The 23960-nt window shown below is 72.9% G+C and carries 21 protein-coding genes; 11 read left to right on the forward strand and 10 right to left on the reverse strand.

Translation table 11 applies throughout. The features are described 5' to 3' along the window. Positions 1 to 13: 13 nt before the first annotated feature. The 4 genes from hpxO to AB0230_RS16705 form a co-directional block, all read right to left on the reverse strand. Positions 14 to 1198: an FAD-dependent urate hydroxylase HpxO gene (gene hpxO / locus AB0230_RS16690; protein WP_366376945.1), complete on the reverse strand. Its 1185-nt coding sequence runs from the start codon at positions 1196 to 1198 to the stop codon at positions 14 to 16. An 8-nt stretch (positions 1199 to 1206) separates the two neighbouring features. After that, positions 1207 to 1527, reverse strand: a complete 321-nt coding sequence (uraH, locus tag AB0230_RS16695; protein ID WP_315993917.1) for a hydroxyisourate hydrolase — start codon at positions 1525 to 1527, stop codon at positions 1207 to 1209. Positions 1528 to 1573: 46 nt separating this feature from the next. Next, positions 1574 to 2101 carry a 2-oxo-4-hydroxy-4-carboxy-5-ureidoimidazoline decarboxylase gene (gene uraD / locus AB0230_RS16700; protein ID WP_366376947.1) on the reverse strand — a complete coding sequence of 176 codons (528 nt, stop codon included), beginning with the start codon at positions 2099 to 2101 and terminating at the stop codon, positions 1574 to 1576. A 214-nt stretch (positions 2102 to 2315) separates the two neighbouring features. Next, a complete protein-coding gene (locus tag AB0230_RS16705) occupies positions 2316 to 2942 on the reverse strand; it encodes an XRE family transcriptional regulator (RefSeq protein ID WP_315993915.1) in 627 nt (208 codons plus the stop codon). 161 nt (positions 2943 to 3103) lie between these two features. Between AB0230_RS16705 and AB0230_RS16710 the strand changes: the two genes are divergently transcribed. The 9 genes from AB0230_RS16710 (at position 3104) to AB0230_RS16750 (ending at position 14323) form a co-directional block, all read left to right on the forward strand. Next, the gene (locus tag AB0230_RS16710) at positions 3104 to 4792 is read left to right on the forward strand and encodes an NCS1 family nucleobase:cation symporter-1 (protein WP_366376949.1); all 1689 of its coding nucleotides are present in this window, start codon (positions 3104 to 3106) and stop codon (positions 4790 to 4792) included. Continuing rightward, positions 4789 to 5775 (forward strand): aspartate/glutamate racemase family protein, encoded by a 987-nt coding sequence (locus AB0230_RS16715; RefSeq protein WP_366376951.1) that lies wholly within the window; start codon positions 4789 to 4791, stop codon positions 5773 to 5775. Before AB0230_RS16710 ends, AB0230_RS16715 begins: the two co-directional genes overlap by 4 nt. Before the next feature lie 10 nt (positions 5776 to 5785). Next, positions 5786 to 7120 (forward strand): allantoinase AllB, encoded by a 1335-nt coding sequence (gene allB / locus AB0230_RS16720; RefSeq protein ID WP_366376953.1) that lies wholly within the window; start codon positions 5786 to 5788, stop codon positions 7118 to 7120. Between the two features lie 104 nt (positions 7121 to 7224). Continuing rightward, a complete protein-coding gene (locus AB0230_RS16725; RefSeq protein WP_366377045.1) occupies positions 7225 to 8346 on the forward strand; it encodes an acetamidase/formamidase family protein in 1122 nt (373 codons plus the stop codon). Positions 8347 to 8551: 205 nt separating this feature from the next. Further along, the gene (locus AB0230_RS16730; RefSeq protein ID WP_366376955.1) at positions 8552 to 10222 is read left to right on the forward strand and encodes an AtzH-like domain-containing protein; all 1671 of its coding nucleotides are present in this window, start codon (positions 8552 to 8554) and stop codon (positions 10220 to 10222) included. A gap of 232 nt (positions 10223 to 10454) precedes the next feature. Further along, positions 10455 to 11687 (forward strand): alanine--glyoxylate aminotransferase family protein, encoded by a 1233-nt coding sequence (locus tag AB0230_RS16735; protein ID WP_366376957.1) that lies wholly within the window; start codon positions 10455 to 10457, stop codon positions 11685 to 11687. Between the two features lie 43 nt (positions 11688 to 11730). Then, the gene (locus tag AB0230_RS16740) at positions 11731 to 13014 is read left to right on the forward strand and encodes an allantoate amidohydrolase (RefSeq protein WP_363387834.1); all 1284 of its coding nucleotides are present in this window, start codon (positions 11731 to 11733) and stop codon (positions 13012 to 13014) included. Between the two features lie 104 nt (positions 13015 to 13118). Further along, positions 13119 to 13325 (forward strand): hypothetical protein, encoded by a 207-nt coding sequence (locus AB0230_RS16745; protein WP_366376959.1) that lies wholly within the window; start codon positions 13119 to 13121, stop codon positions 13323 to 13325. A 137-nt stretch (positions 13326 to 13462) separates the two neighbouring features. Next, a complete protein-coding gene (locus AB0230_RS16750; RefSeq protein WP_366376961.1) occupies positions 13463 to 14323 on the forward strand; it encodes a PhzF family phenazine biosynthesis isomerase in 861 nt (286 codons plus the stop codon). 240 nt (positions 14324 to 14563) lie between these two features. Here AB0230_RS16750 and AB0230_RS16755 read toward each other — a convergent pair whose 3' ends face one another. From AB0230_RS16755 to AB0230_RS16765, 3 genes are all read right to left on the reverse strand, one after another. Next, positions 14564 to 17587 (reverse strand): molybdopterin cofactor-binding domain-containing protein, encoded by a 3024-nt coding sequence (locus AB0230_RS16755; RefSeq protein WP_366376963.1) that lies wholly within the window; start codon positions 17585 to 17587, stop codon positions 14564 to 14566. A gap of 85 nt (positions 17588 to 17672) precedes the next feature. Continuing rightward, positions 17673 to 18506, reverse strand: coding sequence for an FAD binding domain-containing protein (locus AB0230_RS16760; protein WP_366376965.1), 834 nt, complete (start codon positions 18504 to 18506; stop codon positions 17673 to 17675). A 2-nt stretch (positions 18507 to 18508) separates the two neighbouring features. Next, positions 18509 to 19123 carry a pyridoxamine 5'-phosphate oxidase family protein gene (locus AB0230_RS16765; RefSeq protein ID WP_366376967.1) on the reverse strand — a complete coding sequence of 205 codons (615 nt, stop codon included), beginning with the start codon at positions 19121 to 19123 and terminating at the stop codon, positions 18509 to 18511. Positions 19124 to 19231: 108 nt separating this feature from the next. Here AB0230_RS16765 and AB0230_RS16770 point away from each other — a divergent pair, with 108 nt between their 5' ends. Further along, a complete protein-coding gene (locus AB0230_RS16770) occupies positions 19232 to 20254 on the forward strand; it encodes a methylenetetrahydrofolate reductase C-terminal domain-containing protein (protein WP_366376969.1) in 1023 nt (340 codons plus the stop codon). Between the two features lie 177 nt (positions 20255 to 20431). On the opposite strand, the gene AB0230_RS16775 is transcribed toward AB0230_RS16770, so the two are convergent. Further along, positions 20432 to 21097 (reverse strand): methyltransferase domain-containing protein, encoded by a 666-nt coding sequence (locus AB0230_RS16775; RefSeq protein WP_366376971.1) that lies wholly within the window; start codon positions 21095 to 21097, stop codon positions 20432 to 20434. A gap of 39 nt (positions 21098 to 21136) precedes the next feature. On the opposite strand from AB0230_RS16775, the gene AB0230_RS16780 reads away from it, so the two are divergent. Continuing rightward, positions 21137 to 22594, forward strand: coding sequence for an FAD-dependent oxidoreductase (locus AB0230_RS16780; RefSeq protein WP_366376973.1), 1458 nt, complete (start codon positions 21137 to 21139; stop codon positions 22592 to 22594). A gap of 51 nt (positions 22595 to 22645) precedes the next feature. Here AB0230_RS16780 and AB0230_RS16785 read toward each other — a convergent pair whose 3' ends face one another. Next, entirely contained in the window at positions 22646 to 23272 is a 627-nt protein-coding gene (locus tag AB0230_RS16785; protein WP_366376975.1) for a CDP-alcohol phosphatidyltransferase family protein, read from the reverse strand. Next, positions 23265 to 23960 carry a TVP38/TMEM64 family protein gene (locus AB0230_RS16790; RefSeq protein ID WP_366376977.1) on the reverse strand — a complete coding sequence of 232 codons (696 nt, stop codon included), beginning with the start codon at positions 23958 to 23960 and terminating at the stop codon, positions 23265 to 23267. The genes AB0230_RS16785 and AB0230_RS16790 overlap by 8 nt, the downstream gene beginning before the upstream one ends.

Consider the following 23960-nt stretch of genomic DNA (forward strand, 5'->3'; position numbering starts at 1 on the left):
GGTATCGGCGCCCTCAGCCCAGGACGCTCGCGCCCAGCTCCACCGGGCTGCCCTCGATGTTGCCGACGATCCCCCGGATGACACCCGTCCCGTCCTCGCGGCGCAGGCCCTCGTACCAGGCCTGCGTCGCATCGACGTCGAAGGCGTGCGTCTCGAACGCCCGCTTCCGGGCGCGCAGCACGAGGTCGCCCGCGCGCTCGGTGCGGATGCGCTCATAGCGCTTCAGCGAGTCCTCGACGCCCAGGGTCGAGGTGGCGAAGACGATGCCGAGGGCGAAGCTGTCCTCCAGGGCCGAGCAGGCGCCCTGGCCGATGTCGGGCGCGGTGTTGTGCGCGGCGTCGCCGAGGATCGCGACCCTCCCGCGCACCCAGGTGTCGAAGGGGTCGATGTCCCAGATCTCCACGCGGTTGAGCGACTCGTCGGGGTCGATGCCGTCGAGCAGGGCCCGCACACCGGGGGCGCCCCACGCGCCGAACGCCTCCTCGAGCGCGGCCATGCGGTCCTCGAGCACCCCCGAGGGCCCCGGCACGTCGACGAAGAAGTAGAAGCGGTCGCCCGCGACGGGCATCACCGCGCACCGTTTTCCGTCGCCCACGTACGTCGTCCACTGGTCGAGCGGTCCGATGCGCTCGTCCGCGGCCACCAGACCGTTGTAGTTGACGTATCCGGAGTAGGACCGCTCGGGACGGATGCCGGTGGGCTCCGTCACGTAGTCCCGCACGATCGAGCGCGCCCCGTCGGCGCCGATGAGCAGGTCGGCGGTGTCGGTCGACCCGTCGGCGAAGGTCGCGGTGACGGTCTCGCCGTCGTCGGCCACGGCGACCAGCTGCATCCCGAGGCGGATGTTCGCCGGGCCGACGGCATCCATCATCAGGGCCTGCAGGTCGGCGCGGGCGACGGGATAGGGGCGCTGGCCCGTCTGCGCGGTCACGGGGGCGAGGCTGAAGCGGCAGAGCTCGGCGCCGGTGTGGCCGTCGTAGTAGGCCATGTCGTCCATCCGCCCACCGAGGGCGGCGACCTGCGGACCGAGGCCGAGCCAGTTGAGCACCTTCACGCCGTTCGACCACAGCGACAGGGCGGCTCCCACCGGGCGTTTCTCGCGCATGCGGTCGTAGACCACGACCTCGTGGCCGAGCTTCTGCAGGGCGAGGGCGGCCGAGGTTCCGCCGACACCCGCGCCGATGACGATGACCTTCATGACTCTCCTCAGCTGCCGCGGTAGGTCGAGTAGGCGAACGGGCTCAGCAGCAACGGCACGTGCAGATGAGCCTCGCCGGCGACGGTGAACGCGACCACCGCCACGGGGTGGAACGACGCGACGCCGCGCCCGCGGAAGTAGGCCCCCGTACCGAAGGTGAGGGCGTAGTCGCCGTCGCCGAGCACGTCGGGGCCGAGGGCGAGGCGACCGTCGGCGTCGGTGGTCGCGGAGTCGATCGTCGCGCCGTCGAGGTGGGCCAGCGTGACGGTGACGCCGGCTGCGGGGGTGCCGGCCGTGGCATCCAGGATGTGGGTGGTCAGGTGCGTCATCGCAAGACTCCTCGGGCGGCTCGTGCGGGGGTGAGGGCGCTGCGGGTCACTCCGCGTCCTCCGGTTCGGCGGGCGCGTCGTCGGCGAACGTGGTTCGCAGGCGCAGCAGGGCGATCTCGGCGAGCTGTCGCGTCGCCTCGATCGTCTCGGCCGCCGGGTCGTTCGTCAGCCGACGCTCGAGCTCGGCCCGCATCTCGCCCGGCGTGCGTCCGGCGGCGCGGATGAGGAAGACACGGCCGAAACGCCCCTCGTACGCGGCGTTCCCGGCGGCGATGGCCGCCACGTCGTCGTCGGCGGCGGATGCCATGGATCCCTGCTCGCGACGGGATGCCGTGGCCTGGGCCCCCTCGCCCGACACCTTCGCGCCGATGCGGGGGTGCGCGTGCAGGGCGGTGGCGAGGTCGTCGGGCGACCACGCCGACGCGAGGTCCGCGGCGTAGGCCGCGAGGGCGTCGACGTCGGCGTACGGCCGGGCGTCGACGATGGCGTCGACCCATCCGGGGACGTCGGCCCACACGCGGACCACGGCCGAGGCCTCCGCGTCGTCGAGGGCGTGGAAGTGGCGCAGGAGCATGCGGGCCAGGCTAGGCGGGCCGCGTTACGGGGCTGTGGCGCGATGTGTCGGCGATGTTGCTGTGGGGAACATTCCGGGCGTGTGCGGCGTCACGAGAACAGGGGATGCCGCCGGAACAGGCCCATTCGGCGAATTCCGGCCTGTTCTCGTGCCGGCGCCTGTTCTCATGACGTGGCGGGTGCGCGGCGGGAACCGCCGGTGACGATCCCGCGCGTCAGGCGTGCACGATCAGCCAGTGCGCCACGGCATCCGTCCCACCGGTGTTGTGCAGACGGTGGGGGACCGAACAGGGATAGCTGATCGCGTCGCCGGCGCGCAGGATGACGCGCTCGGCCTCGAAGTCGATGGTGAGCTCGCCTGCGACGACGGTGCCGACCTCGTATCCCTCGTGGTGGAAGAGGCCGTCGGCGCCGTGCGCGGAGGCCCCGGGCGGGTAGATCGACTCGAAGTAGTCGACGCCGGGGGAGGAGCCCGGGGTCAGGCGACGGAACGAGACGCCGCTGTCGAGCACGATGTCGGGCGATTGCCCCGCGCGCTGCAGAGTGAAGCCCGAGGGCCCGACGGGATCGACGGGACGATCGGATGCCGGATCGAACGCCGCGACGAGCGGCACGCCGAGGGCGTCGGTGATGGCGATGAGCCGCGAGACGCTCGGCTGCATCACTCCGCGCTCGATCTGCGAGACGGCGCTGGGGGAGATGCCGAGGGTCGCGGCCAGCGCGCGTGCGGAGATGCCGCGGGCCTGACGGAGGTCGCGGATGCGCGCCCCGACGGATGCCGACGGCTCGGCCGCCACGGCCGCGTCGTGTTCGACGGCGTCGGCGAGGGGCGGCTGCGTCATGCCCCCGAGTCTAGGCAGCCGCCGAGTGTGAAGGAGCGACTTCACATGCTCGTTACATGAGCGAAACCGTCACGGTCGTGTGAACCCATAACTTCACATCAGAGCTCCACTCCGGCCGCGGACTCCACGTCGTGGCATCCATCCGTCCTGAGAGGAATGACATGACATCCACCCCGCTCACCGGCCCCCACGATCTCGTGGAGGCCGCCGGCCACCCCCACGGGGGCGGCAACATGAAGCCGCACTACGACGACCGGCTCGCCAACGAAGACCTCGCTCCACTGCGGAAGCAGAAGTGGTCGAGCTACAACATCTTCGCGTTCTGGATGAGCGACGTGCACTCCGTCGGCGGCTACGTCACCGCCGGCTCGCTCTTCGCCCTCGGCCTGCAGTCGTGGCAGGTGCTCGTGGCGCTGATCGCCGGAATCGTCATCGTGCAGGTGTTCGCGAACCTCGTCGCCAAGCCGAGCCAGAAGACCGGCGTCCCCTACCCGGTGATCAACCGCGTCGTGTTCGGCATCCGGGGTGCGAACATCCCCGCGATCATCCGCGGTCTCATCGCGATCGCCTGGTACGGGGTGCAGACGTTCCTCGCGGCCGAGTCGCTGAACATCGTGTTCCTGAAGTTCATCCCGGGTTCGGCGGCCCTGCTCGACGTGTCGTTCGCGGGCCTGTCGGCGCTCGGCTGGATCTCGTACGCGATCCTGTGGACCGCGCAGTTCCTGCTGTTCTGGAACGGCATGGAGGTCATCCGCCGCTTCATCGACTGGGCGGGTCCGGCGGTCTACCTGGTGATGATCGTGCTCGCCGTCTACCTCGTGTCGCAGGCCGGCATCGAGAACATCTCGTTCACCCTCTCGACCACCCAGCTCGACTTCTGGGCCTCGATCCCGGTGATGTTCGCCGCGATCGCGCTGGTCGTGTCGTACTTCTCGGGCCCGATGCTCAACTTCGGTGACTTCGCCCGCTACGGCAAGAGCTTCGCTGCGGTGAAGAAGGGCAACTTCTGGGGTCTGCCGATCAACTTCCTCTTCTTCTCTCTGCTGACCGTCATCACGGCGTCGGCCACGGTGCCGGTGTTCGGCGACCTCATCACCGACCCGATCGCTACCGTCGAACGCATCGACACCCCGTTCGCGATCCTGCTGGGCGGACTCACCTTCGTCACCGCCACGGTCGGCATCAACATCGTCGCCAACTTCATCTCCCCCGCGTTCGATTTCTCCAACGTCGCCCCGAAGAAGATCTCGTGGCGCGCGGGCGGCATGATCGCGGCGGTCGGCTCCACGTTCCTCATGCCCTGGAACTGGTACTCCAACAGTGACGCCATCCACTACTCGCTCGGCGTGCTGGGTGCGCTGATCGGCCCGCTCTTCGGCATCCTGATCGCCGGCTACTACTTCGCGGCGCGTCAGCGCGTGAACGTCGACGCGATGTTCACGATGGATGCCGCGGGCCCCTACTGGTACCGCAACGGATTCAACCCGAACGCGGTGAAGGCCGTCATCGCCGCGGGCGTGCCGACGGTGGCGATCGCGATCTTCCCGAAGCTCTTCGCCGACCTGGGGATGTTCGACGTCTCGGCGGTCAGCGACTACAGCTGGTTCATCGGTTGCGCGTTGGGCCTGGTGCTCTTCCTCCTCTTCGAGCGGCTCGATCCCCGCGTCCCGACCTTCGACGGCGAGACCGAGGGGATCTCCGACGGGACGACGGATGCCGTCGAGGCCCCCGCCGAGGCCGAGGCCCTCGTGCTCGCGCGGACGGCTGCGGATGCCACCGACGCCCCCTCGGGCGCGCCGTCACCGCTGCGGGCGCCGGGTGTCGCCGGTGGGCGTGAGGCGCTCGCGTGAGGATCCTGCTCCTGAACCCCAACACCTCCCGGGCGATGACCGCGAAGATCGCGGATGCCGCTCGGGGGGTGGCGGGGCCCGACGTGGTCATCGACGCCGTGTGCCCGGCGACCGGAGCGCCGGCCATCGAGAGCCACGTCGACGAGATCGCGGCGGCGGCGGCGGTCGTGGAGCTGATCGTGGCCGATCGCGACGGCGTCGACCCGGCGGACGCCTATGTGATCGCGTGCTTCGGCGACCCGGGGCTCGACGCGGCGCGCGAGCTGGTCGAGGTACCCGTGATCGGGATCGCCGAAGCAGCCATGCATCTGGCTGCGGTGTCGGGGCGGCACTTCGGCGTCGTGACGACGCTGAGCCGCACCCTCGGCCGGGCTCGCGACCTCGTCGCGCGGTACGGCATGGATCGTGCCTGTGCGTCGCTCGCGGCCACCGGCATCCCGGTGCTCGATCTCGAGGACACGGGCTCCGTGGCGGTGGAGACCATCGCCCGCTACAGCGCGGATGCCGCGGCCTCCGGCGCCGACGTGATCGTGCTCGGCTGCGCGGGAATGGCGGATCTGTGCGCCGAGCTCACGGCCCGCGTCGGGGTACCGGTCGTCGACGGGGTGGCGGCGGCGGTGGGGATGGCATCCGGGATGGTGCGGATGGGCTTGGGGACGAGCAAGCGCGACGAGTATGCGGCGCCGCCGGTTCGCGAGCCGGTGCGCGCGGGGAGCGGCTTCGCGGCGACGGTGGGGCCGGAGCGTCGGGAGGCGGCGTTCGCGGGTGGCCCCGGGGCGTCGGTCGTGCCCGGTGTCGGGGGTGCGGCGTGCGCGGGTGGCCCCGGGGCCACTGCGCACGCCCCGGGGCCACCGGCGGCATCCGGCTGCGAGGTCCCGCGCGGGGGCTCCGGACGCCGGCGCGACTCCTCCCCAGGTGGCGCAATTCCGAGTGTTCCCACAGATGTTGATGACGGTTACATTCGTGAAACGCAGGGCGCTTAGCGTGAACGGCATGAGCACACGGATCGCCGCGCGTCGGGTCTTCCTCGACGGCGCCTTCGCGCCCGCCACCCTCGTGATCGACGACGGTCACATCGCGGCGATCGAGTCCTTCGACGCCACCGCCGACACGGTCCTTCCGCAGGACGCGACGCTGCTGCCGGGCCTGGTCGACTCGCACGTGCACTTCGACGAGCCCGGCCGCACCGAGTGGGAGGGCTTCGCGACGGGAACGGCGGCCGCGGCAGCGGGCGGGGTCACGACGGTGGTCGACATGCCGCTGAACAGCGTCCCCGTGACGACCTCGGTGGAGGCGCTGGATGCCAAGCGAGCGGCCGCGCGCGGCAAGCTCGCCGTCGACGTGGCCTACTGGGGCGGCGCGGTGCCCGAGAACCTCGGGTCGTTGCGCGCCCTGTCCGACGCCGGCGTCGTCGGTTTCAAGTGCTTCCTCTCGCCCAGCGGCATCGACGAGTTCGGCCACCTCGACGCTGTTCAGCTCGAGCAGTGCCTCGCGGAGCTCGCGGTCTTCGACGGCCTCCTCATCGTGCACGCCGAAGACCCCGCTCATCTGCCCGCGCACGGCGCGCTCGGACCCCGGTACCGCGACTTCGAGGTCAGCCGCCCGCCTCTGAGCGAGCGCGCGGCGATCGAGCGCGTGATCGGTGCCGCCCGCCGAACGGGCGCCCGCGCGCACATCGTCCACGTCTCCGACGGCGGCGCGCTCGACGCGGTGCGGGCGGCCAAGGCCGAGGGCGTGCGCCTCACGGTCGAGACGTGCCCGCACTACCTCACGCTCGATGCCGAGGAGGTGCCCGACGGCGCGGGGGCGTTCAAGTGCTGCCCGCCCATCCGCGGCGCGGGCAACCGCGATCTCCTGTGGGCCGGAGTCGTCGACGGGACGATCGACGCCATCGTGAGCGATCACTCGCCCGCGACGGTCGAGCTGAAGAGCAACCCCGACTTCGGCCTCGCCTGGGGCGGCATCGCGGGCCTGCAGACCGGTCTCTCGGCCATCCACACGACCGCGCGCGAGCGGGGACTCGCGTTCGAGACCCTCCTGCCGCTCATGACCACGGGGCCCGCGCGCATCGCCGGTCTCGCAGGCCTCGGAGTGATCGAGCCCGGCGCTCCGGCGCACCTCGTGGCCTTCGCCCCCGACGAGCAGGTCGTGGTCGACGCGGCGAGTCTCGAGTACCGCAATCCGGTGTCGCCGTGGCACGGCAAGACGCTGACCGGCGTCGTGCGCGAGACCTGGGTGCGCGGTTCGTCGGTCTATCGCCGAGGGGCGCCCGTCAGCGAGCGGGAGGGGCGCGAGCTCCTGCGCGAGGCCGCGGCGGTGCAGGCGTGACTTCCGCGCCCGAGGCCCACGAGCCCGTCGCCTCCGCCGGAACGGAGGTCCCTGAGCCCGTCGAAGGGACCGGCTCTCACGCCCGCACGTCGACACCCGTCCCCATCCTCCAGCCGGGCGTCGGGTTCGTCCCCGGCGACCACTACCTTCCCGCCACACCCGCCACCGTGATGTGGGGGCGCCTTCCGTGCGCGGCCGATGCGCCCGCGCTCGAGATCGGCTCGGGCGAGAGCGTGACGTTCGACACCGTCAGTCACGAGGGCATCCTCGACGACCAGGGCAAAGACCCCCTCGCCTTCTTCGCGGCCCACGGCGTGCCCGCCGATCACGTGCTCGACGACGCGATCGAGATAGCGGCATCCGTCGCTCGGGATCCCTTCGCCGACGGACCGCACGTCGTGGTGGGGCCCGTGCACGTGCGCGGGGCCCGCCCCGGCGATCTGTTGAAGATCACCGTCGAGACCCTGACCCCGCGCGTCCCGTACGGCGTGATCTCGAACCGCCACGGCAAGGGGGCGCTGGTGGGCGAGCTGCCGCGCGGCGAGCACAACGTCAGCGTCTTCGCCGCCGTCGCCGAGCGCGAGGGCGTGCTGCACGGAACCCTGCCGATCGTCGAGGGCGGCGACCCGATCGTCGCTTTCCCGCTCGCCCCGTTCCTCGGCACGATGGGCGTGGCCGTCGCGGCCGACGAGCGACCGCACTCGGTGCCGCCGGGCACGCACGGCGGCAACATCGACATCAACCTCCTCGTCGAGGGCACCACGCTGTTCCTGCCGGTGCAGGTCGACGGGGCCCTCGCGTATGTCGGCGATCCCCACTTCGCCCAGGGCGACGGCGAGGTCGCGCTCACCGCGCTCGAGGCCTCGTTGCGCGCGACGCTGCGCTTCGAGGTGATCCCCGCGGATGCCGCCCGCGCGGCGTTCGGCGAGGTGACCGGCCCGCTCGTGCGAACGCCCGAATACCTCGTTCCCGCCGGCATGGACCCCGACCTCGACGCCGCGATGCGCGCGTGCGTCCGTGCATCGCTGGCGCTCATCGGGGGACGGTGGGGCATGGACGAGCACCTCGCCTACGCCTATCTGAGCGCCGCCACCGACTTCGACATCTCGCAGGTGGTCGACATCGTCTCGGGCGTGCACGCGCGGATCCGCGAGGCGGATTTCGCCGAGATCCCGTCCGTGGAGCCCGTGCCGCTCGCATCCGATCACGAGGAAGGCTTCGCGTGAGCCCGATCCTGGCTGCAGCCCTGGCCCGCGCCGAAGCGGCTGACGTGTGCGTCGAGTCGGCGACCGACGTCGCCGCGCCGCTGCCGCCCGCGAATCGCGTGTCCGGGAGTCCCGGACGAAACCCCCGGCTGCCGGTCTTTCACGGACACCCGACGCAGCAGAAAGGCGGGCGACGCTCGTGACGGATGCCGAACAGGGACCGGCCGTGGCCGTTCCCGCAGACGACGCGGCGATGCCGGACGACCTGCGCGCAGCCTTCGACGCCTACGAGAGCGCGATCGTCGCGAACGACCTCGACGCTCTCGACGCCTTCTTCGCGCCCGGGACGCAGACCCTCCGAGGCGATACCGCGGGTCTGCTGGTCGGGCACGACGCGATCAGCGGTTTCCGGGCTCTGCGCGGCGGCGTTCCGCCGCGCGAGATCGCCGAGATCCACTACCGCCCTCTCTCCTCGGGACGCCGGGCCGCACCCGTCGCCTCGGACGACGTCCGTGACGATGCCGGCGCCCCGGGCACCCCGGCAGGCGGCGGCGACGGCGATGTGGCCCTTCTCGTCTCGGTCTCGGCGTTCCGAGGCGGTGGGCGCGGTCTGCAGACGCAGATCTGGCAGCGCATCGACGGGCGATGGCTCATCACGGCCGCCCACGTCACCCCGCGGACTCCCGCGCTCGACCGCACGATCTGGCGCAGCGTCGGCGACCCGTTCCTGCAGGGCGCGTGGGAGGGACCGCTCGCGGGCCTCACGGTCGCGGTGAAAGACCTGTTCGCGATCGCGGGCTTCCGCATCGGGGCCGGCAATCCCGCCTATCTCGAAGAGGCACGCCCCGAGAAGGCCACGGCCCCCGCCGTCGCGGATCTGCTGAGAGGGGGTGCCTCACTGCGCGGCATCGCGCGCACCGACGAGTTCGCCTACTCGATCGCGGGCGACAACGTGCACTACGGCACCCCGCCCAACGGTGCCGTCGTCGGAGCCCTCCCCGGCGGGTCCTCGAGTGGACCGGCGTCGGCCGTCGCCCTGGGCCACGCCGACATCGGCCTCGCGACCGACACGGCCGGTTCCATCCGCGTGCCCGCGTCGTACCAGGGTCTGTGGGGGCTGAGAACGACCCACGACCTCGTTCCGCGCCAGGGCATGCTGCCCCTCGCGCAGTCGTTCGACACGATCGGCTGGCTCACCCGCGACGGCGACACGCTGCAGCGCGTGGCCGACTGGTGCCTCAGCTACGACGGCTCGGCCTCGACCGAGAGCGTCTACGGAGCCTCGGGCGATGACCTGCCGTGGCGCTTCCTCGTGCCGGAGGAGATCCTCGACTGCGCCGACCCCGACACGCGCGAGGCCTTCTCGCGGTTGCTGGCGTCGCTCGCGGCATCCGACGATCCGCCGTCGTTCCGCGCCGTGCACACGGGCGAGGTGGATGCCGCCTTCACCGCGTTCCGCACCGTGCAAGGCGCCGAGGCCTGGCGCAACGACGGCGAGTGGCTGCGCGCGCACCCCGGGGCCGTGGGGGAGGCGGTGGCCGAGCGCTTCCGCGCCGCGTCGCAGATCACCGCCGCCGAGGAGTCCCGCGCCCGCGCCGACCTCGAACCGATCGCCGCGCACCTGGCGGAGCTCGTCGACGGCGCCGTGCTGATCTTCCCGACCGTCCCCGGCCCCGCGCCGTTGCGCACCGCCGACGTGGATGCCGTCCGCGCGGCGACCCTGCGCATGACCGCCCCCGCGGCGGCGGCGGGCCTGCCCGCGATCTCGGTGCCGCTCCTGACGGTCGGGGGTGCGCCGGTGGGCGTGTGCCTGGTGTCGCGCGCCGGCACCGACATCGCGCTCGTCCGCCTCGCCCGTCGGCTGGCTGCGCTGATCGGGGCGGGGGACGGGCGATGAGCCGCCGGCCGGCCCCGACTCGGTCGGCGGCCCGCTCCGTTCCAACGGCGCCTCGCTCTGCGCCGACACAACCCCTGCAGTTGCGCCGTTCGGCGGCATCCGACGCCTCGATCGCCCGGATTGCCGAAGTCGTGCCGACCCGCGGCACCGCTCGCCCCGTGCCGATCCGCGTCGCAGCCCGCCCCGCGTCGCTCCACCCCGCCTCCCGCCCCACCCGCACCATGGAGTCCCGATGACCCACCTCCCCGGCCCGATCGACCCGCCCGCCCGCCTGCTCATGGGCCCTGGCCCCATCTCGGCGTACCCGAGCGTGCTGCGCGCGATGGGCGCCCCGCTCGTCGGCCAGTACGACCCGTTCATGACGGCGACGATGACCGAGACGCAGGAGCTCTATCGGCGGGTCTGGGGCACCGACAACGACGCCACGCTGCTCATCGACGGCACGAGCCGTGCCGGTATCGAGGCGGCCATGGTCTCGCTCATCCGCCCCGGGGACCGCGTGCTGGTGCCCGTCTTCGGGCGGTTCGGCCACCTGCTCGCCGAGATCGCCGAGCGGGCCCTCGCCGAGGTGCACACGATCGAGGTGCCGTGGGGGCAGGTGTTCCCGGTGTCGACGATCCGCGAGGCGATCGAGCGGGTGCAGCCGCACCTCGTGGCGTGCGTGCAGGGCGACACCTCCACCACGATGCTCCAGCCGCTCGACGAGATCGGCGAGATCTGCCGTGCGCACGGCGCGCTGTTCTACACCGACGCCACGGCCTCGCTCGGCGGCAACCCCTTCGAGATGGATGCCTGGGGCCTGGATGCCGCGACCGCGGGACTGCAGAAATGCCTCGGCGGCCCCTCCGGATCGGCGCCGATCAGCCTGTCCGCGCGCGCGGTCGAGATCGTCCGCTCGCGTGCCCGCGTCGAGGCCGGCATCCGCGAGGAGGGCGATGCCGTGGCATCCGACTTCATCCGCTCGAACTACTTCGACCTCGCGATGATCCTCGACTACTGGGGACCGCGCCGCCTCAACCACCACACCGAGGCGACCACCATGCTCTACGGCGCGCGGGAGTGCGCGCGCGTGCTGCTGCTCGAGGGCCGCGACGAGGTCATCGCGCGGCACCGGCTGCACGGCGACGCCATGCTCGCAGGTGTCGAGGGGCTCGGGCTCACCGTCTTCGGCGACGTCGCGCACAAGATGACGAACGTCGTCGCGGTCGAGATCCCGGATGCCGTGGTCGGAGACGCCGTGCGGAGCGAGCTGCTGAGCGACTTCGGCATCGAGATCGGCACCTCGTTCGGTCCGTTGCACGGACGCGTCTGGCGTATCGGGACGATGGGGTACAACGCTCGGAAGGACGCCGTGCTGACGACGCTCGCCGCCCTCGAGGCGGTGCTGCGCCGTCACGGGGCGACGGTGTCGGCAGGTGGAGGTGTCGAGGCGGCGCAGGGCGTGTACGCGGGGGCGGGCGCGTGATGCGCAGCGTCGCCCACCGAGAGACGTCGACGGGACGCCGCGCATGACCGCCGCCACACGCCTGCAGGTCGCCCCCGAACGCATCGCGGCGGCATCGCGCCGTGTCATGGGCCGCTGCGAGGAGCTCGCGCGGGTCACGGCGACGCCCGGGAGCATCACGCGCGTCTACCTCTCGCCCGAGCACGCACGCGTCAACCGCCTCGCGGCGGAGTGGATGCGCGAGCTCGGCATGACGACTCGCCAGGACGCCGCCGGCAATCAGGTGGGGCGCCTCGCCCCCGCGGGATCCCCCGACGCCCCCGCTCTCCTGCTCGGGTCGCACCTGGACACCGTCCCGGACGCCGGACGCTTCGACGGCATCGTCGGGGTGCTGATGGCGCTCGAGGTCGTGCGGCTTCTGCGCCGTGTCGACGATGACGGCGCGGCATCCAGTCCCTTCCCCTTCGCCCTCGAGGTCATCGCTTTCAGCGACGAAGAGGGGACGCGCTTCGGCAAGGCCCTGCTGGGCTCGTCAGCGGTCGCCGGGCGATGGGATGCCGCGTGGTGGGACCTCGCCGACGCCGATGGCATCACGCTGCGCGAAGCGTTCCGCGACTTCGGGCTCGACCCGGGCCGCGTGGGCGAGGCCGCGCGGCGACCCGACGAGCTCGTCGCCTACCTCGAGGCGCACATCGAACAGGGACCCGAGCTGCACCGCAGCGGGCAGGCGCTCGCCGCGGTGTCGTCGATCGCCTCGGCCCGGAGGTTCCAGCTCGTCGTCGAGGGCGAGGCCCGGCACGCCGGCGGCACGCCCTACGACATGCGGCGCGACGCTCTGCTCGGGGCGAGCGAGGCCGCCCTCGCGGTCGAACGCATCTGCCGGGGCGAGCATCACATCATCGGGACGGTCGGGCAGCTCGAGGCCTTCCCGGGCGCCGTGAACGTCGTGCCCGGGGAGGCGCACTTCTCCCTCGACCTGCGCGGGGAGTTCGACGACACGCGCGATCACACGTGGGCGGAGATCTCGAGCGAGCTCGACGCGATCATGGGACGTCGGGGCCTGCGGTGGCGCGCCCGAGAGGTGCACAGCGCTCCCGCGGTGTTCTGCGCACCGCTGCTGCAAGACGTCGTCCGCGCGGGTATCGGGGCCGACGCCCCGACCCTCTTCAGTCGCGCCGGTCACGACGCCATGTCGATCGGCGCGATCACCGGGGTCGGAATGCTGTTCCTGCGCAACCCCGACGGCATCAGCCACCACCCCGATGAGGCGGTCACCGGGGCCGACGTCGCGGCCGGACTCCGGGCGCTCGCCGAGGCGGTGCTGCACCTGGGAGCGGAGCCGCGGTGACGAGCGCCCTCGCCGACCCTGCTCGTTCGACGACGAACGGAGGTGGGCGACGGAGCGCCGTCAAGACGGTCTGCCCTGCGATGTGACACCGGTGCAGTCAGTGGGTGGTCTTCATCAAACGCGACCGCTCGGCGCCTTCGGCCTGGTGGCTGGTGCCGGTCGGCGTGCTCGTGCTCGAGGTGGGCCTGCTGCTACTGACGGTCGACGGCTACCAGGCGGACCGATGGAGATTCGCTTGCCTCATCATGGGGCCGGGCCTCATGGTCTGGGGCGTGATCGCCGGACTGCGTGGTCAGCATCTCGAGAAGTGAACCCCGGCGCGGCTCGAGGGTTCGATCGGCGCGGTAGCCCGCCCGGAACCCGAACCTCGAACGGCGGCGCGCCCAGCGGTCCACGCACCATCGACCGGCCACCGGAGCCGCGCGTTGACCTGAGCGAGAATCGCTGCATGACCGCGACTCCCGGCATCCTGCAGCTGCTCGCCTTCGCCGCCGAACCCGGCGGCGGCAACCCGGCGGGGGTCGTGCTGGATGCCACGGCCCTCGACGACGCGCGCATGCAGCGCATCGCGACCGACCTCGGCCACCCCGAGACGGCCTTCGTCGTCGGCCGTGAGGGGCGCCGCGTATCCGTGCGCTATTTCTCGCCCGGGGCCGAGGTGCCGTTCTGCGGACACGCCACGATCGCCACGGCGGTCGCTCTCGCCGACGCGGAGGGCACCGGCCCCTTCGTCTTCGACACCCCCGCGGGGGCGATCGAGGTGGACACGCGTGTCGACCACGGTCGCACGGTCGCGGGTTTCCGGAGCGTGGAACCGTCCGTCGGCGAGCTGGAGCCCGCGGTCGCCGACCGCCTGATCGCGCTCCTGGGCCTCACCCGCGCCGACCTCGACGAACGGATGCCCCTCGCCCAGGCCTTCGCCGGCAACCTGCACCCGGTGGTCGCGGTCGCCGCGCGCGAGAGATTCGACGCTTTCGCGTTCCACCCCGCTTCTGTGCGCGAGCTCATGGACGAGCGGGGCTGGAAGGGCACCGTGATCGTCGTGCACGTCGACGGCGAGCTCGCCGACGGACTCGTCGTCGAGGCCCGCAACCTCTTCCCGGTCGGCGAGATCACCGAAGACCCCGCCACCGGCTCCGCCGCCGCCTCGCTCGGCGCCTACCTGCGCGAGCGGGTCGGTCTGCCCGCACCGTTCGCCTTCACCGTCCGGCAGGGGCGACACATCGGCCGGCCGAGCGTGATCGAGGTCGAGGTGCCGGCATCCGGTGGCATCCAGGTGTCGGGAACGGCGGTGCCGCTGGAGCGCTGAGCCTGTCGCCGGGAGCATGTCCCACTTCTGGCCGGTCGAGCGGTCGCGGAGTGGCCATTTGTGGGACATGCACCAGCCATGAGTGGGACGAGCGTTCTTGCCTCGCCTTTCGCCTCTCGCGCCTGGCACATCAGCCCCATGCCCCACCTGTGGTGGGTTCAGCCCTTGCGGAGTGGCCATTTTTGGGACATGCACCAGCCGTGTGTGGGACGAGCGTTCCCGCCTTCACGGAGAGCGCGGTCAGTCGGCCCCGCCCGCCAGCCGCCACACCCGATCGCGCGAGAACGGCAGCTCGTAGCCGCGACGACCGAGTGCGCGCGAGACGGCGTTGCCGATCGCCGCGCCCACCGGGTTGTACGGCGATTCGCTCATCGACTTCGCGCCGAAGGGGCCGAGGCTGTCGTCGGTCTCGGCGAAGTACACCTCGGTGTCGGGCACGTCGGCGAACTGCGGAACCCGGTAGGTGCGGAACACCGGGTTCTGCACCACGCCGTCCTCGAGGAGCACCTCCTCGTACAGTGCTCCGCCGAGCGCCTGCGCGGCCCCGCCCTCGATCTGCCCGCGGCACTGCGCAGGGTTGATGACGACCCCGGCGTCGGCCGACTGGATCGACTGCAGCACCTTCACGGTCCCCGTCTCGGGGTCCACCGCGACCCGGACCGCGTGCACGTTGAAGGCGAGAGAGCGCAGGTCGCCGAACTCCGCGCCGTCCGCGGTGAGCTCGTCCCCGCCCCCGGCCGCGACGATCCGTCCCCACGAGACGACCTCTCGGCCCACCCGGATCCCGGATGCCGTGAACTCCATGTCGTCCCTCCCGGATGCCGAGTCCGCGAGGGGCGCCTCATCCCCGTATGCCGCCGCGGGGCGTCCGATCGGTGTCCTCGACCCGACGGCGGATGGCGCGACAGCGAGTTCAGCGGCATCTCCGGTCGCGAGTTCCCGGGCGATGTCGACCATCCGCCGCCGCAGCGCCGTGCAGGCGCCGAAGAGGGCCTTGCCCGCGACCACCGTGCCGGCCGAGGCGAAGGCCCCGGTGTCGTGGCGGACGGCGTCGGTGTCGGCGGCCCACAGCTCGAGGCGCTCGGGAGCGGCGTCGAGCACGGTCGCGGCGATCTGCCGGTGCACGGTCGAGGTGCCGTTGCCGAACTCGGCCGTGCCCACGCGCAGCAGGTACGTGCCGTCGCCGCGCAGCGTGGCGGTGGTGTGGGCGATGTGGCCGCGCGGTGCCATCGTGGCGATCATCGCCGTCGCCATGCCCTCGCCGACGAGCCATCCCTCGGGGGCCTCGACGCCGTTGCGGCGGCGCAGCGCGTCCTGCGCCAGGTCGAGGCACTGGTCGAGGCCGTAACTGCCCCAGATCAGGTCTTCCTCGTGCGTCTCGCCGTCGTCGGGGTGCAGCGGATCGCCCTCGCGCACGGCGTTGATGCGGCGCAGGTCGAAGGGGTCGATGTCGAGTTCCTGGGCGAGGGCGTCCATCGCCGATTCGACGGCGAACACCACCTGTCCGAGGCCGTAGCCGCGGAACGCCCCCGACGGCGGGTTGTTGGTATAGACCGCTTCGGCGTCGATCCACTTCGCCGGAACCCGGTAGAGGGTCGTCGACTCCGCGCACGAGTGGAACAGCACACCGATCGCGTGGTTGCCGTAGGCGCCGGTGTCGCTCAGCACGTCGATCTTCATCGCGGTCAGCCGCCCCGCGGCATCCGCCCCCAGCGTCGCGCGCACGCGCATCGGATGCCGCAGCGACGCCCGCACGAACTGGTCGGTGCGCGAGAACTCGTACGCCACCGGGCGCCCGAGCTTCAGCACGGCCAGGGCCGTGAGGTCTTCGGTGAAGAGCTCCTGCTTGCCGCCGAAGCCGCCGCCGACCCGCGTGGCGTAGACGCGCACGCGGTCGCGCTCGAGGCCGAAGACGTGCGCGAGCTCGTTGCGGGCGAGGAACGGCACCTGCGTCGATGAGCGGATGACGAGGCGCCCGTCGTCGTCGAGCCATCCCACGGCCGCATGCGTCTCGAGCGCCGCGTGCGTGACGCGCGAGGAGCGCCATTCGCCGGTCACCGTCGCGTGACTGGTCGCGAGGGCGGCGTCGATGTCGCCGCCGTGCCCGGTGTGGAACCCGGCCACGACGTTGCGTCCGGCATCCATCACGCGGTCCGCGGGGGTGCGGTCGGGGTGCAGGAGGGGCGCCCCGGGGCGCCGAGCCTGCTCGGGATCGAAGACGGCGGGCAGAACGTCGTAGTCGATGCGCACCGCGCGGCAGCCGGCATCCGCCGCCTCCGCCGTCTCGGCGACGACAGCGACCACGCGCTGGCCGACGTGTCGCACGACGTCGTCGAGCATGCGGGTGTCGTCGGGGTCGTCAGTGCGGTGCTCGTGCCGGCCCGTGGAGTAGCGCACGTCGGGCACGTCGGCGTGGGTGAACACGGCGACGACCCCCGGTACCGCAAGCGCCTCGGACGTGTCGATCGCGCGCACGCGGGCGTGGGCGTGCGGGGAGGTCACGACCCGCAGCACGAGGGCGGGGCCGCCGGGCACGGGCTCGTCGAGGGTGAACGGTTCGCGTCCCTGCACGATGCGGCGCGCCGCCTCGGGGATGACCGAGGTGCCGACGCCCGCGGTGGGGGAGGCGGCGGGCGCGGACGACTCCTGCAGATCGGTTCCTGCGGGGGCGGACGAAGGTCGGTCGAACCGCTCCGCAGGAGGAGTGCGCGCGATCAGGGCGGGCCCCGCGTCGCCCGGAGTGCGGTGATGGCCGCCGCAGCCGGCGCCGCACGCGGCAGTGTCGGTGTCCGCGCCGCCCGCGTCCGCCCCGCTTCCGGTCTCGCGCACCGGACCGAGCACCGAGGCCCGGATCGCTTCACGGATCGGTCGGTACCCGGTGCACCGGCACAGGTTGCCCTTCATGCGGCGGTCGAGGTCGTCGAGGTCGTCGGCGGTGAGGGTGGATGCCGTGACGCTCATGCCGGGGGAGCAGAAGCCGCACTGGAACCCGAAGCCGCTCGCGAGCGCCTCTTGCACGGGGTGCAGGTCGTCGCCGGGGGCGAGGCCCGCGGCCGTGGTGACCGCACGCCCCTCGAGGCGGACGGCGGGCACGATGCACGAGTGGGTGGGCGTGCCGTCGAGCAGCACGGAACAGGCGCCGCAGTCTCCGGCGTCGCACCCCTTCTTCACCTCGACGTGCCCCGTCTCGCGCAGCAGCGTTCGGGCGCACTGACCGGCCCGCGGCTCCACCTCGACGGGGGAGCCGTTGACGTGGAACTTCATCCGGCTGCCTCCCCGGCGGTCGTCGCCCGGCCCCTCGGGGCGGCGGACGGGTGCGCTCCCCCTCGGCCCGGGAGGGATGCCGCCGTCATGCCGCACCCCGCTGCGGCTCGCGCTGGAACTCCGCGCGCAGGCGCTCGGCGAGCACGATGCTCACTCCGCGGCGCCAGTCGGCGCTGCCGAGCGGGTCGGTGTAGAAGTCGGTGGCGCCGGCCACGGCATCCCGCAGTTCCCCGGCTCCCGGCACCCGTGCGAAGCGCAGCACGCGCGGGCGGCGCACCGCCGCCGTCACGACGAACACGCTCGATCCGTCGGGGTCGACGCGCGCGGTGACCACTGCGCCGGAGCGGCCGAGCTCGGCGAGGGCGATCTTGCGCAGGCCGACCTGGGCGGTGAGGGCACGCAGCGGGATGTCGAGCGCGCGCACGACCTCTCCCGGCGCGAGAGAGGTCGCGGCGTTGTCGACGACGAGGTCGGCCACCGCGATGCGGCGCTTGCCGCCGTCGGGCGTCCACACCAGTGCCGTGGCATCCAGGGTCGACAGCAGCGCGATCATCGCGCCGGCCGCGAACGCCTGGCAGACGTTGCCGCCGACGGTCGCGGTGTTCCAGATCTTGAACGACGCCAGCAGGGCGTCGGCGGCGGGGCGGGCGAGAGCGAGGGAGGTCCACGCGAGCGGGGCCTCGTGCTCGACCCACGCCAGCAGGCGCGCGATGGTGCAGGTCGCACCGATCCGCAGGCCCTCGTCGGTCACTTCGAGGACGGGCCAGTCGAGGCCGGTCAGGTCGACGAAGCCGGTCGTGCCCGGCTGCGGCTCGCTCATGAGCCAGGTTCCGCCGGCGATGACGACCTCGCCGTCGCGCAGCGCGAGGTCGGCGCGCGTCCGGGCGACGCGGTACGAGGTGACGCTGGTGATGTCCATGCTCAGCCCGCCAGGATCCGGCCGGTCCAGCGCCCGTCCGCGAGCGAGTAATGCTGACGCGTGCTCTGGCCGAGGGCGTCGCCCCGCCAGAACGTGAGCGTCACGGGGCGCACGCGGAAGCCCACCCATCGCTCCGGCGGGTCGAGCTCGGGATGCGCGGCGTCGAACTCCGCCCACAGGTGCCGGCGTTCGAGCACGTGCAGGTGGGCGTTCTCGTCGGTGTTCAGCCACGCGAGCAGCTGCAGGTAGCGCGAGCGCCGGCGGTACACCTCGGCGGCGTCGGCGGTGCCGACCCGCTCGACGATCCCCCGCACGACGAGCTGGCGCCCCACGTCAGGCCAGGCGACCGACATGGCCGCGACGGGGTTCGCCGCGATCTGCGCCACCTTCGCGCTCGCGGCATCGGTGTGGAAGTACAGCCCGGTGAGGTCGCGATCGCTGACCAGCACGTGCCGCAGCGAGGGCAGGCCGTCGCGGCCCATCGTCGCCAGCGCGGCGAGGGGGCGGAGCTCGCTGTCGTGCGGCGGCAGCCAGCGCACGAGCAGCGTCAGCGGATCGTCGACGAGCGTGTCGACGTCGTCGACGTCGGAACCGAACGTGGTGCCGGCCGTGATCATGGCGACCTCCGAGGATGCTGCGGGTATCGACGAGCGTAGGCAGCGCGCGTTTCGGCGATGTTGCCGCCATGAACATTCGTCGAAACACGGCGTTCGTACACTCCCCGCATGAGCGTGCTGCCCCTCATCGACTCGTGTCCCAAGCGCATGGAGTACGGCCCGTGCGGCGGGGTCGGCTTCGACGGCTCCTGCGAGGTCGACGCGGCGCACCGGTGCGCGTTCGTCCACCGTCCGACCGTGCCGTGGACGGGTCTGGACCGCACTACGGCGGTACGGCCCGCACCGCGCACCGCCGCCGCGACCGCGACCCTCGACGCGCTCGGCTCGCGTCCGTGGATCGTGGCCGATCTGCCGGCGCGGGCGCTGAGCGTGGCATCCATCGACGCGTGCGCCGGAATCCTCACGGGAGAAGTGGATGCCGTCCTGGCCGGCGACGCGGGAAGCGCCCGGGTGCAGTTCCCTCCCGCGTACCGCGCGCACCTGCTGCAGCGGCGCGGCCTGCGCGTGTGGACGGGGCTCAACATGCGCGACCGCAACCGGGTGGCGATCGAGGGCGAGCTCGCCGCCCTCGCGGTCGAGGGCGTCGCCGGGGTGCACTGCGTGACAGGCGATCACACGCAGACGGGGCACCGCCCCGACGCCGCACCCGTGTTCGACCTCGACTCCACCGAGGCCGCCGCCCTGGCCCGCTCCGCCGGGCACGTCGTGTCGGTCGCCGCCTCTCCGGCCGCCCCTCCCGTCGACCGGCGCGCGGCGCGGCTGCGCGAGAAGCTCCGCGCCGGCGCCGACGTGTGCTTCGTCAATCACGCCGGTGGGGCGGAACCCGTGCGCCGTTTCATCGACGAGGTCGGGGACGGCATCCGATTCCTCCCCTGCGTGCCGGTGGTGGTCGACCACGCGTCGGCCGATCTGCTGGAGTCGTTCACGACGCTCGTGCTGCCCGAGGACTTCCTCGCGCGCGTGCGGCGTGCTCGCGACCCCCGCGCCGAGGGGATCGCCCTCGCGGTGGCGATGGCGCAGGAGATGCTCGCGCTCCCCGGCGTCGTCGGCGTCAACCTGTCGGGCGGACGCGAGGGCGCGGAGGAGTCGTTCGCCGAGGCTCTCGCCGAGATCGGGCGGCGCCTGCGCTGAGCGCGCGGGGGCGGCCGCGGCCCCCGGCGGGTGTCCGGGGGCGCCGCGCGCGTCGCGGGGATGCGACGTGTCCGGGGCGCTCGACGACTGGGCGGAGCCGGGGCTGCGGCGCCGCTGGCGATGCGGGTGGGGCGATGTCGCGGGGCGCGGTGTCCGGCGACGCGGGGCAGCGCCGTGTCAGCGCGTGACGGCGGGGGAGAGGTCGGCCGCCACCGCGACGAGATGGCCGCCCTTGCGCTCGAGGCGCGCGACGCCGCGGGAGTCCGCGGCGTCGCGCTCGAGCAGCCGCCACGGGTGCGCGTCGATGTCGGCGCCCCCGGTCGCGCACGCCAGCAGGGCGAGGGGCTCGAGCACGCGCCAGCGGCCCCGCGGGCGCTGCATGTCGACGATGCCCGCGCGACCGCCCGGGCGCACCGCGGCGCACGCGCGGCGCCAGGCCTCGTCGCGCGCGGGGATCACGCTCAGCGCGTAGGTCGAGAACACGGCATCCGCCGCGCGCCCCCCGTTCGCCGCGACGATCGTGGAGGGGTCGAGGGTCGCGGCATCCGCCGACACCAGGGTCACCGAATCGTTCCACCCCGACGCGGCGACCCGACGACGGGCCACGGCGAGCATGTCGGAGCTGCGGTCGACACCGATCACGAGTCCCGTCGGTCCCACGGCCGCGACGAGCCCGGCGAAGTTCAGCCCGGTGCCGCAGCCGAGGTCGATCACGGTGTCGCCGGGTCTCGGGTCGAGAAGGCGGATGCCGGCCTCCCGGCCCGCCCGGTACACCCAGCGTTCGCCCGAGAGCACGTCGTACCAGCGTGCGCCGACGCCGTAGCGGCGCATCGGTGTCGTCATCGCGCCACCCCCCTCTTCCGACCACCCTAGGCTTCGGGGATGACCTCCGTCTCGCGTCGCCGCGCCCGTCCGCTGACCGCCGTCGAAGCAGGTCGGGCGGAGTGGGACCTCGTCGTGGTCGGGGCCGGGAGCGCGGGACTGGTCGGAGCCCGCACCGCGGCCGTGCTCGGGGCGAGGGTGCTGCTCGTCGAGGCGAACGGGTTCGGCGGGGAGTGCCTGTTCACCGGCTGCGTCCCGTCGAAAGCGCTCATCGCCGCGGCCGACGCCGCGCACGACGCACGCGTCGCGGCGCGGATGGGCATCCACGTCGACGGGGTGCGGGTGGACTTCGCCGCCGTGATGGCCCACGTGAAGGGCGCGATCGCCGCGATCGAACCCGTCGATTCGCCCGAGACGCTCGCTGAGACCGGCGTGTACACGCTGCGCGGCCGTGCGCGGTTCGACGGTCCCCGCTCGCTGGTCGTCGAGGGAGTCGGCATCCGCTTCCGCGATGCCCTCGTCGCGACCGGCAGCACGCCGATCGTGCCGGAGGGCGTCGACGTGCTCACGAACGAGACGCTGTGGGACCTCGACGAGCTGCCCGCGACCCTGCTCGTGCTGGGCGGGGGAGCGATCGGATGCGAGATGGCCCAGGCCTTCGTCCGCCTCGGCTCGCGCGTGACCCTCGTGCACCGCGGTGACCGGCTGTTGCCGAAGGAGGATCCCGCCGCGAGCGCCCTGGTGCTGTCGGCCCTGCGCGCCGACGGCGTCGACGTGCGCCTGGGGATGACGCTCGCCGAGGCCTCCCGCGGCGTGGGGGGCACGACCGCGCGGCTCGCTGACGGCACGACGGTGGTCGTCGACCGCGTGCTCGCTGCCCTCGGCCGCCGTGTCGACACGACGGGACTGGGGGTGGAGGCCGCGGGCGTCGACCTCGACCGCTCGGGCGCGATCGCGGTGGACCGCACCCTCGCCACGAGCAACCCGCGCATCCGCGCCGCCGGCGACGCGACGCCGCTGCCGCGTTTCACCCACACCGCGGGGATGTTCGGCAGCATCGCCGCCACCAACGCGGTGCTCGGCCTGTCGCGTCGCGTACGTCTCGACGACGTTCCGCGCGTGACGTTCACCTCTCCCGAGGTGGCGGCGGTGGGGACGTCGACGGTGGATGCCGCGGACTCGGACGTGCGCATCGTCGAGACCGCGCACCACGACCTCGACCGCGCGATCGCCGAGGGCCGCACCGCGGGGTTCACGCGGCTCGCGGTCGACCGGAAGGGACGTGTGGTGGGCGCGACGATCGTGGGTCCGCGCGCCGGGGAGTCGCTCGGGGAGCTCTCGACGGCGGTGTCGCGCGGGCTCTCGGTGCGCGACCTGGCCGGCGTGCTGCACGCCTACCCGACGTACTCGGATGCCGGCTGGAACGCCGCCGTGCGCGACGCCCAGGGCGCCCTGCGCACGGGCGCGGTCGCGGCGGTGATCCGGCTGCTGCGGCGCGTGCGGCGGCGCCGGGGCTGACTCGCGGCCCGGACCCGCGCGGCGCCTCCCGGGGTCGCCGCTCCCCGGCGGTCACCGCAGCAGGCGGTACCCGACCACGACGCGCTGCACGGCGCTCACCCCGACGAAGAGCGCCCACGCCAGCGCGATCCACCCCGCCCAGAACGGCAGCAGCAGCCAGAGCGCGTGCACGATGATCGTCTCGGTGCCCTCGGCGATGCGCCCCAGGAACGACAGCGATCGCCCGTCGTCGAGGCGGCGCCCGGTGCGTTCGGCGATCGACGAGAACGCCAGGAAGGCCGTGCCGTTGACGTAATAGGTCAGCAGCACGAGCAGGAAGGGCCACCACGGGATGCCGAACGCCGCCGTCGCGCCCCACGCGACGCCGAAGACGCCGGCGCCGTAGGCGATGAAGTCGGCCGCGATGTCGAGGAAGCCGCCCGCCTCGCTCTCCCCGCCGTCGCCTTCCGCCCGGCGCCGCCGCGCGAGCGTGCCGTCGAGCCCGTCGGCCACCCGCGACAGCAGCCACAGCACGGCGGCGGCGACCCACCATTGCGCAGCGGCCGCACCGGCCGAGGCCAGGGCGAGCACGAGGCCGGCGACGGTGAGCCGGTCGGGCGTGATCCCGGGACGGTCGAGGGCCGCGGCCGCGGCATCCAGGGGGCCCGAGAGCGCTGCGCGCATCGTGCGGTCAAGCACCGGGGGCTCCCCGCTGATCCCGGCGACGGCGCACGATCGCCCCGGCGACGAGTCCGCCGATCACGAGCACGCCGATCGCGGCCAACGCGGTCCAGAAGCCGGGGCCCAGCTCCCACCCGAACGCGCCGAGGGCCACGTACGCGGCCGACCCCGGGAGGATGCCCACCGCGGTGCCGATGGCGTAGTCGCGGCGCCGCACCGAGGTCAGGCCGGCGCCGTAGTTGATCAGCGTGAACGGGATGACGGGGATGAGCCGGCCGCTCAGCACCGCGAGGAGACCGCGGCGTCCGAGCGCGGCATCCAGGCGGGCCACCCGCGCCCCCGTGAAGCGTTCGACGGCCTCGCGGCCGAGGGCGCGACCGATCAGGAAGGATGCCGCGGCCCCGAGCAGGGCGCCGACGTAGACCATCGCGAACGCCACCGGAAAGCCCCACACCAGACCGGCGGCGATCCCCAGCACGTTCTTGGGGGCGGGGCTCAACGTCAGCGCCGCGTACAGCAGCGTGAAGAGCACGACGCCCGTCCAGCCGACCTGGGTCGACCACGCGCGGATCTGTTCGACGTCGTGCGGGACGAAGACGAAACCAACCGTTGCGACGACGGCGACGAAGACACCGAGAAGCACCAGGCGGAGAAGGGGTCGGCGCATCGCACCGCCCGCGGGTGCGTCGGTTCGGTTCGGTTCCAT

The sequence above is a fragment of the Microbacterium sp. NPDC089190 genome, from assembly GCF_040701795.1.
Taxonomy (GTDB): domain Bacteria; phylum Actinomycetota; class Actinomycetes; order Actinomycetales; family Microbacteriaceae; genus Microbacterium; species Microbacterium galbum.

Excerpts from the sequence above, each read along its gene's own strand:
- hpxO (WP_366376945.1), bottom strand. The coding sequence starts at position 1,198 with ATGAAGGTCATCGTCATCGGCGCGGGTGTCGGCGGAACCTCGGCCGCC.
- uraH (WP_315993917.1), bottom strand. The coding sequence starts at position 1,527 with ATGACGCACCTGACCACCCACATCCTGGATGCCACGGCCGGCACCCCC.
- uraD (WP_366376947.1), bottom strand. The coding sequence starts at position 2,101 with ATGCTCCTGCGCCACTTCCACGCCCTCGACGACGCGGAGGCCTCGGCC.
- AB0230_RS16705 (WP_315993915.1), bottom strand. The coding sequence starts at position 2,942 with ATGACGCAGCCGCCCCTCGCCGACGCCGTCGAACACGACGCGGCCGTG.
- AB0230_RS16710 (WP_366376949.1), top strand. The coding sequence starts at position 3,104 with ATGACATCCACCCCGCTCACCGGCCCCCACGATCTCGTGGAGGCCGCC.
- allB (WP_366376953.1), top strand. The coding sequence starts at position 5,786 with ATGAGCACACGGATCGCCGCGCGTCGGGTCTTCCTCGACGGCGCCTTC.
- AB0230_RS16735 (WP_366376957.1), top strand. The coding sequence starts at position 10,455 with ATGACCCACCTCCCCGGCCCGATCGACCCGCCCGCCCGCCTGCTCATG.
- AB0230_RS16740 (WP_363387834.1), top strand. The coding sequence starts at position 11,731 with ATGACCGCCGCCACACGCCTGCAGGTCGCCCCCGAACGCATCGCGGCG.
- AB0230_RS16750 (WP_366376961.1), top strand. The coding sequence starts at position 13,463 with ATGACCGCGACTCCCGGCATCCTGCAGCTGCTCGCCTTCGCCGCCGAA.
- AB0230_RS16755 (WP_366376963.1), bottom strand. The coding sequence starts at position 17,587 with ATGAAGTTCCACGTCAACGGCTCCCCCGTCGAGGTGGAGCCGCGGGCC.
- AB0230_RS16760 (WP_366376965.1), bottom strand. The coding sequence starts at position 18,506 with ATGGACATCACCAGCGTCACCTCGTACCGCGTCGCCCGGACGCGCGCC.
- AB0230_RS16765 (WP_366376967.1), bottom strand. The coding sequence starts at position 19,123 with ATGATCACGGCCGGCACCACGTTCGGTTCCGACGTCGACGACGTCGAC.
- AB0230_RS16770 (WP_366376969.1), top strand. The coding sequence starts at position 19,232 with ATGAGCGTGCTGCCCCTCATCGACTCGTGTCCCAAGCGCATGGAGTAC.
- AB0230_RS16775 (WP_366376971.1), bottom strand. The coding sequence starts at position 21,097 with ATGACGACACCGATGCGCCGCTACGGCGTCGGCGCACGCTGGTACGAC.
- AB0230_RS16780 (WP_366376973.1), top strand. The coding sequence starts at position 21,137 with ATGACCTCCGTCTCGCGTCGCCGCGCCCGTCCGCTGACCGCCGTCGAA.
- AB0230_RS16790 (WP_366376977.1), bottom strand. The coding sequence starts at position 23,960 with ATGGAACCGAACCGAACCGACGCACCCGCGGGCGGTGCGATGCGCCGA.